Source organism: Quadrisphaera sp. DSM 44207, from assembly GCF_900101335.1.
GTDB lineage: Bacteria > Actinomycetota > Actinomycetes > Actinomycetales > Quadrisphaeraceae > DSM-44207.
This window is the reverse complement of sequence record NZ_FNKA01000001.1, coordinates 1227630-1241457: the sequence shown is the minus strand read 5'-3', so window position 1 is coordinate 1241457 and position 13828 is coordinate 1227630. Positions and strand designations below refer to the sequence as shown.

The following is a 13828-nucleotide window of genomic DNA, read 5'->3' as shown; positions in this document are numbered from 1 at the left end:
CCCGTCGTCCACAGCGTTTCCCACAGGACGCCCCGTCCGTCCACAGGTCGCCGGTTCCACGTGCACCCGCGGCGTCGTCCACACTCCGTCCACAGCTCGTCCCCAGGTTGTGCACACCCTCGCGGACCTGTCGTCCCCAGGTGTCCACAGCTGGGGACGACCACGTCCGCGCAGGTCAGAGCACTTGCGCCACGCACGGTGATGTCTGCGCACGCGCAGTACCCACAGTCGTGGACAACCCTGTGGATTGCCGTCATGCACAGGCGCGGGCGTCGCCCACAGGGGGTGTGCACAACTACCGGTTTCCTGTGAAACCAGGGCCTGGATCGGTGGACAGGCGGTGGATGACGAAGGCCCCGCCTGTGGACGCAGATCTGCGTCCACAGGGACCCCCCGCTGCGTCCCCAGCCCCGTCCACCGCTCGTCCACACCCCCGCACGGGGCGCGACCTGCGACGACGCCGGTTTTCCCCAGGATCCACAGGGCCTACGACGATGACGGAACCCTCCATCGAGAACGCGGTTCCGCGAACATCCACCGCCCGGCCCCGAGCGCCGCCCGAGCGCCGCCCCGAGCGGGCCGGCGACGAGCACCCGAGGCGCTGGACGCGTGTCCGGTGCGTCCCGGTTCGTCCCCGTCCCCGTCGTGCGGGTGGGCTGCGCGGCCCCCGGTGTCGGTACTGTCTGGGGCTGTCTGCTGCGGTGCGGTGCCGTTCCCGGCGGGACGCCGTCCTCTGCCGGAGGGCTGCTGTGCACACGTCGAACGGGGAGGGTGGTGCCCGGTGAGGTTCCGGGTCGAGCGCGACGTCCTGGCCGAGGCGGTCGGGTGGACGGCGCGCAGCCTCCCCGCCCGCCCGCCCGTGCCCGTCCTGGCCGGCGTGGTGGTGGAGGCCGAGGCCTCCGGCTCCCTGCACCTGTCGAGCTTCGACTACGAGGTCTCCGCCCGCATCGAGGTGCCGGCCGAGGTCGGCGAGCCCGGGCGCGCCCTCGTCTCGGGGCGCCTGCTGGCCGACATCGCCCGCTCCCTGCCCGGCCGGCCGGTCGACGTCGTCCGGGACGGCGCCAAGCTGTCCGTCACGTGCGGGGCGAGCCGCTTCAGCCTGCTGACGATGCCGGTGGAGGAGTACCCGGCGCTGCCGTCGATGCCGGCCCCCGTCGGGTCCGTGGCCGGTGACGTGCTCACCGAGGCGGTCGCCCAGGTGACGGTGGCCGCCAGCCGCGACGAGACGCTGCCCGTGCTGACGGGCGTGCGCGTGGAGATCGAGGGCGACTCCGTCACCCTGCTCGCCACCGACCGCTACCGCCTGGCCATGCGGGTGCTGCCGTGGCGCTCGGCCAGCCCCGGCGCCTCGGCCGTCGCGCTGGTGCGCGCCCGCACCCTCTCCGACGTGGCCAAGGCGCTCGGCGGCGGCGACGTGACGCTCGCGCTGGCCGCCGACGAGCCCGGCGCCGCGGCGGGCCCGGGGGCCTCGGGCTCGGGGCTGATCGGCTTCGAGGCCGGCGGCCGCCGCTCGACGTCCCTGCTCGTGGACGGCGACTACCCCAAGGTGCGGGCCCTGTTCCCCGCGGAGTCCCCCGTGGTGGCGGTCGTGTCCGCCCCGGCGCTGCTCGAGGCGGTGCGCCGCGTCTCCCTCGTCGCGGAGCGCAACACCCCCGTGCGGCTGTCCTTCACCGACGGCCAGGTCGTGCTCGAGGCCGGCCAGGGCGAGGACGCGCAGGCCTCCGAGGCCATCGAGGCCGTCCTGCGCGGCGAGGACATCGCGATCGCGTTCAACCCCCAGTTCCTCCTCGACGGGCTCCAGGCGCTCGGGGCCCCCTTCGTGCGCCTGTCGTTCACCCAGCCCACCAAGCCGGCCGTCCTGACGGGGCAGGCCGAGCTCGAGGGCGACGCCGACGACCGCTACCGGTACCTGCTCATGCCGGTGCGGATGGCCGGCTGACGCCCGACCCGACCACCACCCCGCGACACTTCGGAGGAGCCGTGCACATCGGTCTCGTCGGCCTGGGCAAGATGGGCGGCAACATGCGCGAGCGGCTGCGCCGCGCCGGCGTGGAGGTCACCGGGTACGCCCGCGACCCCGGCGTCAGCGACGTGCAGAGCACGGCCGCGATGGTGCAGGCGCTGCCCGCCCCGCGCACCGTCTGGGTCATGGTCCCCTCCGGCGAGGCCACCCGCGACGTCGTGCGCGAGCTCGCCGACCTGCTCTCCGAGGGCGACCTCGTCATCGAGGGCGGCAACTCCCGCTTCTCCGACGACGTCCAGCTGGCGGCGGAGCTGGGCGAGCGCGGCATCGGCTACCTCGACTGCGGCGTCTCCGGCGGCATCTGGGGCCTGGACAACGGCTACGGCCTCATGGTCGGCGGCGACGCCGAGCTCGTGGAGCGCGCGATGCCGGTCTTCGACGCCCTGCGCCCCGCCGGCCCGCGCGAGGAGGGCTTCGTGCACGCGGGCGACGTCGGCGCCGGCCACTACGCGAAGATGGTGCACAACGGCATCGAGTACGGCCTGATGCAGGCCTACGCCGAGGGCTACGAGCTGCTGGCCGCGAAAGACATCGTCAAGGACGTCACCGGCTGCTTCAAGGCGTGGTCGCGCGGCACCGTCGTCCGCTCCTGGCTGCTGGACCTGCTGGTGCGGGCCCTGGAGGCCGAGGGCGACCTGAGCTCCGTCCGCGGCTACGTGCAGGACTCCGGCGAGGGCCGCTGGACGGTGGAGGAGGCGATCGCCAACTCCGTGCCGGTGCCGGTGATCAGCGCCGCCCTCTTCGCCCGGTTCACCTCCCGCCAGGAGGACTCCCCCGCCATGAAGGCCGTCGCCGCGCTGCGCCACCAGTTCGGCGGCCACGCGGTCGAGTCCATCGAGGTGCCCGCCGACGCGCCGCAGGCCCCGCAGGAGGCCGCCGCGGCGCAGGCCGGGCCGACGTCGGGCACCGGCGCCGTCGACGGCTGACCCCGCCCGACGCCGCCGCCGGTGCACGTCACCCACCTGTCCCTGGTCGACTTCCGCTCGTACGCCCGGGCGGAGGTCGACCTCGGGCCGGGCGTGACCGCGCTGGTCGGCCGCAACGGGCAGGGCAAGACCAACCTCGTCGAGGCCGTCGGGTACGTCGCGACCCTCGCCAGCCACCGCGTGGCCACGGACGCGCCGCTGGTGCGGGCGGGCGCCGAGAGCGCCGTCGTGCGCGCGGCGGTGGACCGCGGCGGCCGCACGACGCTGGTGGAGCTCGAGATCGTGCCCGGCCGGGCCAACCGGGCGCGGCTGAACCGCTCGCCCGTGCCGCGCCCCCGGGACGTGCTGGGCGCGCTGCGCACCGTCCTGTTCGCCCCCGAGGACCTCGCGCTCGTCAAGGGCGACCCCGAGGGCCGCCGCCGCTTCCTCGACGACACCCTCGTCGCGCTCGCGCCCCGCCTGGCCGCCGTGCGCGCCGACCACGACCGCGCGCTGCGCCAGCGCGGGGCGCTGCTGCGCCAGATGGTGGTGGCGCGGCGCACCGGGCGCAGGGGCGGTCCCGGCGCGAGCACCGAGCTGGACCTGCCGACCCTGGAGGTGTGGGACTCCCACCTCGCCGCCGCCGCGGCCGAGCTGCTGGCGGCGCGGCTGCTGCTGGTGCGCCGCATCGCCCCCCACGTGGCGCGCGCGTACCAGCGCGTGTCCGGCGCTGACCCCGACCTGCCCAGCCCCGCGCGCCTGGCCTACCGCAGCACGGTGCCGGGGGTCTCCGAGGTCGACCTCGCCGGGAGCGGGCCGCTGCCCTCGCGGGCCGAGCTCGCCGACGCGCTGCTGGCCGAGCTGCTCGCCCAGCGCGGCGCCGAGCTCGAGCGCGGCGCGTGCCTGGTCGGGCCGCACCGGGACGACCTCGTCCTGGAGCTCGACGGCCTGCCCGCGCGCGGGTACGCCAGCCACGGGGAGTCGTGGTCGTTCGCGCTCGCGCTGCGCCTGGGCACCTGGGCCCTGCTGCGCGGGGACCGGTCCGCCGGCCCGGACCCGGACTCCGAGCCGGTGCTCGTGCTCGACGACGTCTTCGCCGAGCTCGACGTCGGACGCCGCGAGCGCCTCGCCGCGCTCGTGGCCGGCGCCGAGCAGGTGCTCGTCACGGCCGCGGTGGACGAGGACGTCCCGGCCGCGCTGGTGGGCCGGCGCCTGCGCGTGGCCGCGGGCGCCGTCACCCCCGACGACGCCCCGGACGACGTGCCCGACGCCGCCCCGGACGACGCCCGGGGCGGCGTGCCCGACGACGCCCGGGGCGGCGTCCTGGACGACGTGCCCGACGGTGCGGGAGCGGTGGACCGTGGCGGACCGGCCGGGCGCTGAGCGGGGGCGGCCCGCCGGCGCGCAGGGCGCGGAGCCCGGGTCGGACGCCGCCCGGGTGGCGCTGAACCGGGCCCGGGCCGCGGCCCTGGCGCGCGGCGCCCGCCCGGCCGCCCGGCCGGGCCGGGCCCAGGGCGGCGCAGGCGCGGGCGGTGGTGCGGTCGCCCGCCGCGGCGGCGCGCCGGCGGCGTCCGGCGCGGGCCCGGACGCGCGGGACCCGCAGACGGTCAGCGGCAGCATCGACCGGCTCGTCGCCGAGCGCGGCTGGCAGGCGCCGGTCGCGGTGGGCGGGGTGATCGGCCGCTGGGACCAGGTCGTCGGCGCCGACGTCGCCGCCCACTGCACGCCCGAGACCTACGCCGACGGCGTCCTGACGGTGCGCGCCGACTCCACGGCGTGGGCGACGCAGGTGCGCCTGCTGGCGCCCGCGGTGCTGCGCCGCCTCGGCGAGGAGCTCGGCGAGGGCGTCGTCGACCGCCTCGTGGTGCGCGGGCCGGCCGCCCCCACGTGGCGCTCGGGGCCGCGCTCCGCCGCCGACGGGCGGGGCCCGCGCGACACGTACGGCTGAGCCCGCCGGCCGGGCGCGGCGCGGGTCCCGCGATCCGGCCCGACAGCCGCCGGAGGGGCCCCGGGCGTACCCGGACCCGTCCCCGGCCCCGTTCGCGCCCCTCCAGCGGCTCCACGCGCCGCCAGGGGGCCGTCCCGGGGGCGTCGCGAGCCCGTCCGGGGCCCTCGGCGCGGTAGACTGGGAGCAGTGCCCGCTCGGGCGCGCCAGCCCGAGGAGGACCGTGGCCGAATCCCTTGACGCCCCCGCCCAGGACGCCCCCGCGACGCCGGTCCCGTCGCTCGCGGAGGTCGTCGCCGCCGGGGACGGCGGCGGTGCCGACGGCGGGAGGGCGGGGAGCTACGACGCCAGCGCCATCCAGGTGCTCGAGGGCCTGGAGGCCGTGCGCAAGCGGCCCGGCATGTACATCGGCTCCACCGGCGAGCGGGGCCTGCACCACCTGGTCTACGAGGTGGTGGACAACTCCGTGGACGAGGCGCTGGCGGGGCACGCCACGAGCATCGACGTCACGCTGCTCGCCGACGGCGGCGTGCGCGTCGTGGACGACGGCCGCGGCATCCCCGTGGACGTGCACCCGGTGGAGGGCCGCCCGGCGGTCGAGGTGGTGCTCACGGTGCTGCACGCGGGCGGCAAGTTCGGCGGCGGCGGGTACGCCGTCTCCGGCGGCCTGCACGGCGTCGGCGTCTCCGTCGTCAACGCCCTGAGCACCCGCCTGGAGGTCGAGGTGCGCCGGCAGGGGTCCGTGTGGCGCCAGGGCTACGCGATGGGCGTGCCGGAGGCACCGCTCGCCCAGGGCGAGCCGACCGGCGCCACCGGCACCACGGTCACGTTCTGGCCCAATCCGGACATCTTCGAGACGGTCGAGTTCGACTTCGAGACGCTGCGCGCGCGCCTGCAGCAGATGGCCTTCCTCAACCGGGGCCTGACCATCGCGCTGCACGACGAGCGCGTGTCCGGCGGGGCGGACGGCGCCCGCGCCGCCGCGGACGGCGCCGCGGACGAGCTGGCGGCCGAGCTCGCCGCCGAGGAGGTGGCCGCCGAGGCCGCCGACCGCTCCGTCGTCTACCGCTACGACGGCGGCCTGGTCGACTACGTCAAGCACCTGAACGCGTCCAAGCGCAGCGAGGCGGTGCACGAGGGCGTCATCGCCTTCGAGTCCGAGGACGTGGAGCGGATGATGTCGCTCGAGGTGGCCATGCAGTGGACCACCGCCTACTCCGAGAGCGTCCACACCTACGCCAACACCATCAACACGCACGAGGGCGGCACGCACGAGGAGGGCTTCCGCGCCTCCCTGACCGGCCTGGTCAACCGCTACGCGCGCGCGAACAACCTGCTGCGGGAGAAGGACGAGGCGCTGACCGGCGACGACGTGCGCGAGGGCCTGACGGCCGTGGTCTCCGTCAAGCTCGGCGAGCCGCAGTTCGAGGGCCAGACGAAGACCAAGCTCGGCAACACCGAGGTCAAGGGCTTCGTGCAGCGCGTGGTGACCGAGGAGCTGACCGACTGGTTCGCCCGCAACCCGGGCGAGGCGCGCGGCGTCGTGCGCAAGGCCATCAGCGCCTCCCAGGCGCGCCTGGCGGCTCGCAAGGCGCGCGAGGCGACCCGGCGCAAGGGCCTCATGGACGGCGTGGGGCTGCCCGGCAAGCTCAAGGACTGCCAGTCCAACCGGCCCGACGAGTGCGAGGTCTTCATCGTCGAGGGCGACTCCGCCGGGGGCTCGGCGGTGCGCGGGCGCGACCCGCGCACGCAGGCGATCCTGCCCATCCGCGGCAAGATCCTCAACGTCGAGCGGGCGCGGCTGGACAAGGCGCTGGGCAACCAGGAGGTCCAGGCGCTGATCACGGCGTTCGGCACGGGCATCGGCGAGGAGTTCGACCTCGCCCGGCTGCGCTACCACAAGATCGTGCTCATGGCCGACGCCGACGTCGACGGCCAGCACATCACCACGCTGCTGCTGACCCTGCTCTTCCGGTACATGCGCCCGCTGGTGGAGGCGGGTCACGTCTACCTCGCGCAGCCGCCGCTGTACCGGATCAAGTGGTCCAACCGCGAGCACGACTTCGTCTACTCCGACCGCGAGCGCGACGCCGTCGTGGCGGCCGGCCTGGCCGCGGGCGGGCGGCTGCCGAAGGAGGGCGGCGTCCAGCGCTACAAGGGCCTGGGCGAGATGAACTGGGACGAGCTGGCCCTGACGACGATGGACCGCGCCCACCGCACCCTGCGGCAGGTGACGATGGAGGACGCCGCCGCGGCCGACACCATCTTCAGCGTGCTCATGGGCGAGGACGTGGAGTCCCGCCGCTCCTTCATCCAGCGCAACGCCCGCGACGTGAGGTTCCTCGATGTCTGAGACCACCCCGCCCACCAGCCCTCCCAGCGGCGCCGCCGACGGCGCGGGGGACGGCGGGGGCGACCGCGTCGAGCAGGTCGACCTCCAGCTGGAGATGCAGCGCTCCTACCTCGACTACGCGATGAGCGTGATCGTCTCCCGGGCGCTGCCGGACGTGCGCGACGGCCTGAAGCCGGTGCACCGGCGCGTGGTGTACGCCATGTACGACGGCGGGTACCGCCCCGACCGGCCCTACTCCAAGTGCGCCCGCGTCGTCGGCGACGTCATGGGCCACTACCACCCGCACGGCGACGCGCCGATCTACGACGCGCTCGTGCGCCTGGCGCAGGACTGGTCCCTGCGCTACCCGCTCGTCGACGGGCAGGGCAACTTCGGCTCCCCCGGCAACGACCCGGCCGCGGCCCCCCGCTACACCGAGTGCCGCATGGCCCCGCTCGCCCTGGAGCTGGTGCGCGACATCGACCAGGAGACGGTCGACTCCACGCCCAACTACGACGGGCACACCACCGAGCCCACGGTGCTGCCGAGCCGGTTCCCGAACCTGCTCGTCAACGGCTCGGTGGGCATCGCGGTCGGGATGGCGACGAACATCCCGCCGCACAACCTGCGCGAGGTCGCCGCCGGCGTGCAGTGGGCGCTGGACCACCCCGACGCTCCCGACGAGGAGCTCCTCGAGGCCCTCATCGCCCGCGTGCAGGGCCCGGACTTCCCCACGTCCGGGCTGGTGATGGGCCGGCGCGGCATCGAGGACACGTACCGCACGGGCCGCGGCAGCATCACCATGCGCGCGGTCGTGGAGGTCGAGGAGATCCACAACCGGCAGTGCCTCGTCATCACCGAGCTGCCGTACCAGGTCAACCCGGACAACCTCGCGCAGAAGATCGCCGACCTCGTGCGCGACGGGCGCCTGTCGGGCGTGGCCGACGTGCGCGACGAGACCTCGGGCAAGACGGGTCAGCGCCTCGTCATCGTGCTGCGCCGCGACGCCGTGGCGAAGGTGGTGCTGAACAACCTCTACAAGCACACGCCGCTGCAGGAGAACTTCGGCGCGAACATGCTGGCCCTGGTCGACGGCGTGCCGCGCACGCTGTCCCTGGACGGCTTCGTCAAGCACTGGATCTCCCACCAGCTCGACGTCATCCAGCGCCGCACGCGCTTCCGGCTGCGCCGGGCGCAGGAGCGCGCGCACATCCTGCAGGGCTACCTGCGGGCCCTCGACGCCCTGGACGAGGTCATCGCCCTGATCCGGGCCAGCGCGACGGCGGACGTCGCCCGCAGCGGCCTGATGGAGCTCCTGGAGGTCGACGAGGCCCAGGCCTCGGCGATCCTCAACCTGCAGCTGCGCCAGCTGGCCGCCCTGGAGCGCCGGCGCATCCTCGACGAGTTCGAATCCCTGCAGGCGCAGATCGCCGACTACGAGGACGTCCTGGCCACCCCCTCGCGCCAGCGGGCGATCGTGGGCGAGGAGCTGGGCGCCATCGCCGAGAAGTACGGCGACGAGCGGCGCACGCGCATCCAGCCCTTCGAGGGCGACATGTCGATGGAGGACCTCATCCCCGAGGAGGACGTGGTCGTCACGATCACGACCGGGGGGTACGCCAAGCGCACGCGGGTGGACGCCTACCGCTCCCAGCGCCGCGGCGGCAAGGGCGTGCGGGGGGCGCAGCTGCGCGCCGACGACGTCGTGGGGCACTTCTTCACCACCACCAGCCACCACTGGCTGCTCTTCTTCACCAACCTCGGGCGCGTGTACCGCGCCAAGGCGTACGAGCTGCCCGAGGGCGGCCGCGAGGCGCGCGGGCAGCACGTCGCGAACCTGCTGGCCTTCCAGCCGGGCGAGGAGATCGCCCAGGTGCTCGACCTGCGCGACTACGCGCAGTCGCCCTTCCTGGTCCTCGCCACCCGCAGCGGGCTGGTGAAGAAGACCCGCCTGGCCGAGTACGACTCCAACCGCGCCGGCGGCGTCGTGGCGATCAACCTGCGCGAGGGCGACGAGCTGGTCTCCGCGCGCCTGGTCGGGGACGACGACGACCTGCTGCTGGTCTCCCGGCAGGGGCAGTCGGTGCGCTTCACGGCGTCCGACGACGCGCTGCGGCCCATGGGCCGGGCGACGTCGGGCGTGACGGGCATGCGCTTCCGCGACGGCGACGAGCTGCTGGCCATGGACGTCGTCCCGCCCTCCGGAGAGCTGGACGTGTTCGTCGTCTACGAGTCCGGGACGGCCAAGCGCACGGCGGTCGGGGAGTACCGCGTGCAGGGCCGCGGCGGCTACGGCATCAAGGTGGCCAAGGCCAGCGACCGCGGCGGCGACCTCGCGGGCGCCCTGCTCGTCGAGGAGGACGACGAGGTGCTCGTCGTCATGGCCAGGGGCAAGGTCGTGCGCTCGCGGGTGGCGGAGGTGCGCCGCACGGGCCGCGACACCTCCGGGGTCCGCTTCGCCGCCCCCGACCCGGGCGACGCGATCATCGCGGTGGCGCGCAACGTCGAGCGCGCCGCCGAGGCGGCGATCAGCGGCGGGACCGAGGGCGATGGTCTACCGTCGAGCGGACCCGACAGCGGAGGTGGGGCGTGAGCCCGTCCGAGAAGACGCAGGCGCGCGCCGGGGGCGGCTCCGCCCCCGGAGGTGGCGGCGGCCCGGCGCGCGCCGCGGCAGGAGCCCGGCCGGCGGGTGCCTCCGCGCCCGCCGCGGCCCCCGAGGTCGGCCACCTGGGCGGCGGCCCGCGCCCCTCGGCCGGCGGGACGGCGCCGCAGCCCCGCGTGTCGGCGCCGGCCCCGGACCGGGGGCCGGCGCGTGCTGGCGAGCGCGACGCGGACCGCCCGCAGGCGGCGTCCCCCGACCGGCCGGCCCCCGCGCCCGAGGAGCACGAGGGCGACGACGACGCGCACCGCAGGGTGCGCCTGACCGTCGCGAGGCTGCACCTGTGGTCGGTCGCCAAGCTGGCGTTCCTGCTCTCCGTGGCGCTCGGGATCGTCCTCGTCGTCGCGGTCGCGGTCGTGTGGTCGCTGCTGGAGGCGACGGGCGTCTTCGCCCAGCTGGAGGGTCTCGCCGGCGAGGTGTTCGGGGCGGAGTCCGACTTCGACCTGACGTCGGTGCTCGGCCTCAGCCGCGTCGTGTCGGTGGCGGTCTTCGTCGCCGTCCTCGACGTCGTCCTCGTCACGGCGCTCGCCGTGCTGGCCGCGTTCCTCTACAACACCGCCAGCAGCCTCGTGGGCGGCCTGCGACTCACCCTCAGCGACGACTGAGGTAGTGTCCTCCCTGCTGGCCGGCGCGCGAGCGCCGAGCCGCACGGGCCTATAGCTCAGTCGGTCAGAGCGCTTCCCTGATAAGGAAGAGGTCACAGGTTCAAGTCCTGTTAGGCCCACTCGTGCCCCCGGGGGCGTGGCGCAACTGGTAGCGCACCTGCTTTGCAAGCAGGGGGTTACGGGTTCGAGTCCCGTCGTCTCCACCCCGGACGGCCGCGGCGGCGCGCCGCGCGGGTCCCGCGCCCCTCGCACTCCCCCGACGCCGCGCGTCCTGCTGACGCGCGAGGGCCCCGCATCGCGGTGGTCGCGGTGCGGGGCCCTCGGTGCCGGTCGGTCGGGTCAGCTCGTGGATCCGCCGCTGCGGCGGCGGGTCGACGGGGCGTCCGGGTTCGCGCTCTGCTCCTCGGTGACGCCCAGGCTGCCGACGCTGTCGGCGCTCGCCTCGGGGCCCCCGGCAGCCGAGCGGGCCTGCTGGGCGGCGTCGGAGCCTTCGGGGGCGGGCGTCGAGGCGTCGCTGGACGTGCTGGCCGCGGTGCCCGCGCCCAGCCCGCTGCCCTGGCCCGGGCGGCTCAGGCGCTCACCGGCGTCCGGGCCGGCCACCACCTGCGTGGTGGACGTCGTCCCGCCGGTGCTGCCCGCGGTGCCCGTGCCGTCCGTGCTGCCCGTGCCGCCCGTCGTCGTCACTCCCGAGCCGGGCGCCGTCGCGGGCACCCACGGGTCCGCCGGCGCGGAGGAGCGCTTCCACGCCGCCCACCCCGCGGCACCGGCGGCACCGGCCGCGCCGAGGACGAGGACGGTGTTGCGCACCTTGTGGCTCTTCGGCGGCGGCGCGGTCAGCTGGCTCGCGCGGCGCTGGACGTCCCCGAGCGCCGTGACGCTGGCGCCCGCGGCCGCGTCGGTCGCCTGGGTGGCCCGCGCCGCGGCCGCCGCGGCGCCCGCCGACACCGCCTGCACGACGCGGGGGAGGATGTCCTCCACGATCGCGTCGCGGGCGTCGTTGACGCGGGGCGCGAGGGAGGCGGCGTAGGACTCCACCTTCGGCGCGGTCGTCTGCACGCTGCGCTCGCGGGCGCGCACCAGCTGCGCCGTGCTGCGCTCGCGGGCGTCCACCAGCCGCGGGCCCGCCCACTCCCGCGCGGTGCCGGCGGCCGAGACGGCGCTGGTGCGCGCGTAGGACGCCGCCGGGCTGACCCGGCCGCGCACGGCCGACACGGCACCCCTGGCGCCCTGCGAGAGCTGGTGCTTCGTGACGGCCACCACCGCCCTGCCCGCCGCGCGGTCCCTGCGGCTCGTCGTTCCGAACACGCGTCCTCCTCCCGGGCCCGGGCTGCCCGGGCCGTTCGTCGAGCCCCCATCCTGCCGCGCCCGCGCCCCGGCTGCCTCCCCGGACCGGGGTGCGAGGATGAGCGCATGGACGCGACGCTGCACACCAACCACGGCGACATCCGGGTTCGGCTCTTCCCCGACCACGCGCCGAAGACCGTGCGCAACTTCACCGGGCTGGCGACGGGCGCGCAGGAGTGGACGGACCCGAAGACGGGCCAGCAGCGCACCGACCCCCTCTTCGACGGGCTGACGTTCCACCGCGTCATCCCGGGCTTCATGATCCAGGGCGGCGACCCGGTCGGGAACGGCACGGGCGGCCCCGGCTACACCTTCGACGACGAGATCCACCCCGAGCTGACCTTCACCGAGCCCTACCTGCTGGCGATGGCGAACGCCGGCAAGCGCGGCGGCCGCGGCACCAACGGCTCCCAGTTCTTCATCACCGTGGCGCCCGCGACGTGGCTGCAGGGCAAGCACACGATCTTCGGCGAGGTGGCGGACGACGAGAGCCGCGCCGTCGTCGACGCGATCGCCGCGGTGCGCACGGGCGCGATGGACCGCCCCGTCGAGCCCGTCGTCCTCGAGCGGGTGACGATCGAGGGCGCCGACGGCGCGCGCGGGGCCGGCTCCGAGTGAGCGCACCCAGCAGGTGCCGCCGGTGAGCAGGCGCCGATGACCCAGCCGGTCCCCGCGCCGGTCCCGCCGCCGGTGCCGGTCTGCCCGCGCCACCGCGACCGCGAGTCGTACGTGCGGTGCCAGCGCTGCGAGCGCCCCGCCTGCCCGCAGTGCCAGCGCCAGGCCCCGGTGGGCGTGCAGTGCGTGGACTGCGTCGCCGAGGCGGCGCGCACGGCTCCGCGGGTGCGCACCGCCTTCGGCGGGCGGGTGCGCGGCGGCTGGCCGGTGGTGACGCTGGGCGTCGTCGGCCTGTGCGTGGCGGCCTACGTGCTGCAGCTGGCGCCGGGCTCCTCCGTCACCGCGCTGCTCGCCTTCCGCCCCGACGCGGCGCTGGCCGAGCCGTGGCGCTTCGTCACCGCGGCCTTCCTGCACTCCCCCGCGGGGATCTTCCACATCCTGTTCAACATGTACGCCCTGTGGCTGACGGGGCCGTACCTGGAGGACCTGCTCGGCCGGCTGCGCTTCGCCGCGCTCTACCTCGTCTCGGCGGTCGGCGGATCCGTCGGCTCGCTGCTGCTCGCCTCCCCCGACGCCGTCAGCTGGTACACGGCGTCGGTGGGGGCGTCCGGGGCCGTCTTCGGCCTCTTCGCGGCCCTCGTGGTGGTCCAGCGCCGGCTCGGCCGCAGCGCGGGCCAGGTGGTGGCGATCATCGCCGTCAACGGCGTGCTGGGGTTCGTGCTGCCGAACGTCGCGTGGCAGGCGCACCTCGGCGGCCTCGTCACCGGCGCGGCGCTGGCGGCCGTCCTCGTCCACGCCCCCCGGCGGCGGCGCGCGGCGGCGCAGGCGGCCGGCGTCGCGGCGGTCCTCGCCGTCCTCGTGCTGTGCGTGGTCGTGAAGTCACTCGCCGTCCACACTGTGGATGGCGCCTGGGGATGACGCGCCGGCGGCGCGCCGCGAGGCCCTCGCCCCGGACGGCGGCGCGCGCGGCCCCCACCTGCGGAAGCACGCCGGTGGAAGTCTCCACACTGTGGACGGAGCCTGTGGATAACCTTCGTCGGCGGGCGGGGCGCCCTCGGCGCAGCGGCGCCTCGGGGTCGTCTGGGAGCGCCCGCCCAGCGCCCGCTCAGCGCCAGCGCGTCGTCATGGCGAAGCCGGCGAGCACGAGCGCGAAGCCGACCGCGAGGTTCCACGCGCCGATCTGCGGGACCGGGTAGGAGGCGGGCCCGCTGAGGTAGAAGACGACGATCCACACCAGCCCGGCGAGCATGAGGCCGAGCATCACCGGCACCCACCAGCGCGGCGTCGGGCGCGGGCCGGCAGGGCGCTCCTGCGGCGCCGTCCAGGCCCGGCGGCGGATTCTCGACTCGGGCACGGAGCCTCCTCCACGTCGTGAGGTCGTCTAGCCTAGTGGGCGGCAG

The 13828-nt window shown here is 75.8% G+C and carries 11 protein-coding genes and 2 tRNA genes; 11 read left to right on the top strand and 2 right to left on the bottom strand.

All coding sequences use genetic code 11. The annotated features are described in order from the left end of the window. The first annotated feature begins 781 nt into the window (after window positions 1-781). From dnaN to BLS82_RS05910, 9 genes are all read left to right on the top strand, one after another. Complete coding sequence (gene dnaN / locus BLS82_RS05950; RefSeq protein WP_092862319.1) at window positions 782-1939, top strand: DNA polymerase III subunit beta; 1158 nt, start codon at window positions 782-784, stop codon at window positions 1937-1939. Window positions 1940-1980: 41 nt separating this feature from the next. Continuing rightward, window positions 1981-2949: a phosphogluconate dehydrogenase (NAD(+)-dependent, decarboxylating) gene (gene gnd / locus BLS82_RS05945; protein ID WP_092862317.1), complete on the top strand. Its 969-nt coding sequence runs from the start codon at window positions 1981-1983 to the stop codon at window positions 2947-2949. Between the two features lie 21 nt (window positions 2950-2970). Then, on the top strand, window positions 2971-4311 hold the full coding sequence (gene recF / locus BLS82_RS05940; protein WP_092862315.1) for a DNA replication/repair protein RecF: 1341 nt from the start codon (window positions 2971-2973) through the stop codon (window positions 4309-4311). Further along, window positions 4289-4876 (top strand): DciA family protein, encoded by a 588-nt coding sequence (locus BLS82_RS05935; protein WP_176818935.1) that lies wholly within the window; start codon window positions 4289-4291, stop codon window positions 4874-4876. The genes recF and BLS82_RS05935 overlap by 23 nt, the downstream gene beginning before the upstream one ends. A 220-nt stretch (window positions 4877-5096) precedes the next feature. After that, entirely contained in the window at window positions 5097-7226 is a 2130-nt protein-coding gene (gyrB, locus tag BLS82_RS05930) for a DNA topoisomerase (ATP-hydrolyzing) subunit B (protein ID WP_092862311.1), read from the top strand. Further along, window positions 7219-9798, top strand: coding sequence for a DNA gyrase subunit A (gene gyrA, locus BLS82_RS05925; RefSeq protein WP_092862309.1), 2580 nt, complete (start codon window positions 7219-7221; stop codon window positions 9796-9798). Before gyrB ends, gyrA begins: the two co-directional genes overlap by 8 nt. Beyond that, window positions 9795-10469 (top strand): DUF3566 domain-containing protein, encoded by a 675-nt coding sequence (locus tag BLS82_RS05920; protein WP_255378139.1) that lies wholly within the window; start codon window positions 9795-9797, stop codon window positions 10467-10469. The genes gyrA and BLS82_RS05920 overlap by 4 nt, the downstream gene beginning before the upstream one ends. 45 nt (window positions 10470-10514) lie before the next feature. Beyond that, window positions 10515-10588, top strand: a tRNA-Ile gene (locus BLS82_RS05915). 11 nt (window positions 10589-10599) lie between these two features. Beyond that, window positions 10600-10672 (top strand) — tRNA-Ala (locus BLS82_RS05910). Between the two features lie 136 nt (window positions 10673-10808). On the opposite strand, the gene BLS82_RS05905 is transcribed toward BLS82_RS05910, so the two are convergent. Then, a complete protein-coding gene (locus BLS82_RS05905; protein WP_092862307.1) occupies window positions 10809-11774 on the bottom strand; it encodes a hypothetical protein in 966 nt (321 codons plus the stop codon). Between the two features lie 105 nt (window positions 11775-11879). On the opposite strand from BLS82_RS05905, the gene BLS82_RS05900 reads away from it, so the two are divergent. Both BLS82_RS05900 and BLS82_RS05895 read left to right on the top strand, forming a co-directional pair. Continuing rightward, complete coding sequence (locus tag BLS82_RS05900) at window positions 11880-12431, top strand: peptidylprolyl isomerase (protein ID WP_092862305.1); 552 nt, start codon at window positions 11880-11882, stop codon at window positions 12429-12431. A gap of 36 nt (window positions 12432-12467) precedes the next feature. Continuing rightward, entirely contained in the window at window positions 12468-13346 is an 879-nt protein-coding gene (locus BLS82_RS05895; RefSeq protein WP_092862303.1) for a rhomboid family intramembrane serine protease, read from the top strand. Between the two features lie 187 nt (window positions 13347-13533). Here BLS82_RS05895 and BLS82_RS05890 read toward each other — a convergent pair whose 3' ends face one another. Then, window positions 13534-13782 carry a cell division protein CrgA gene (locus BLS82_RS05890; RefSeq protein ID WP_092862301.1) on the bottom strand — a complete coding sequence of 83 codons (249 nt, stop codon included), beginning with the start codon at window positions 13780-13782 and terminating at the stop codon, window positions 13534-13536. Window positions 13783-13828 lie beyond the last annotated feature (46 nt).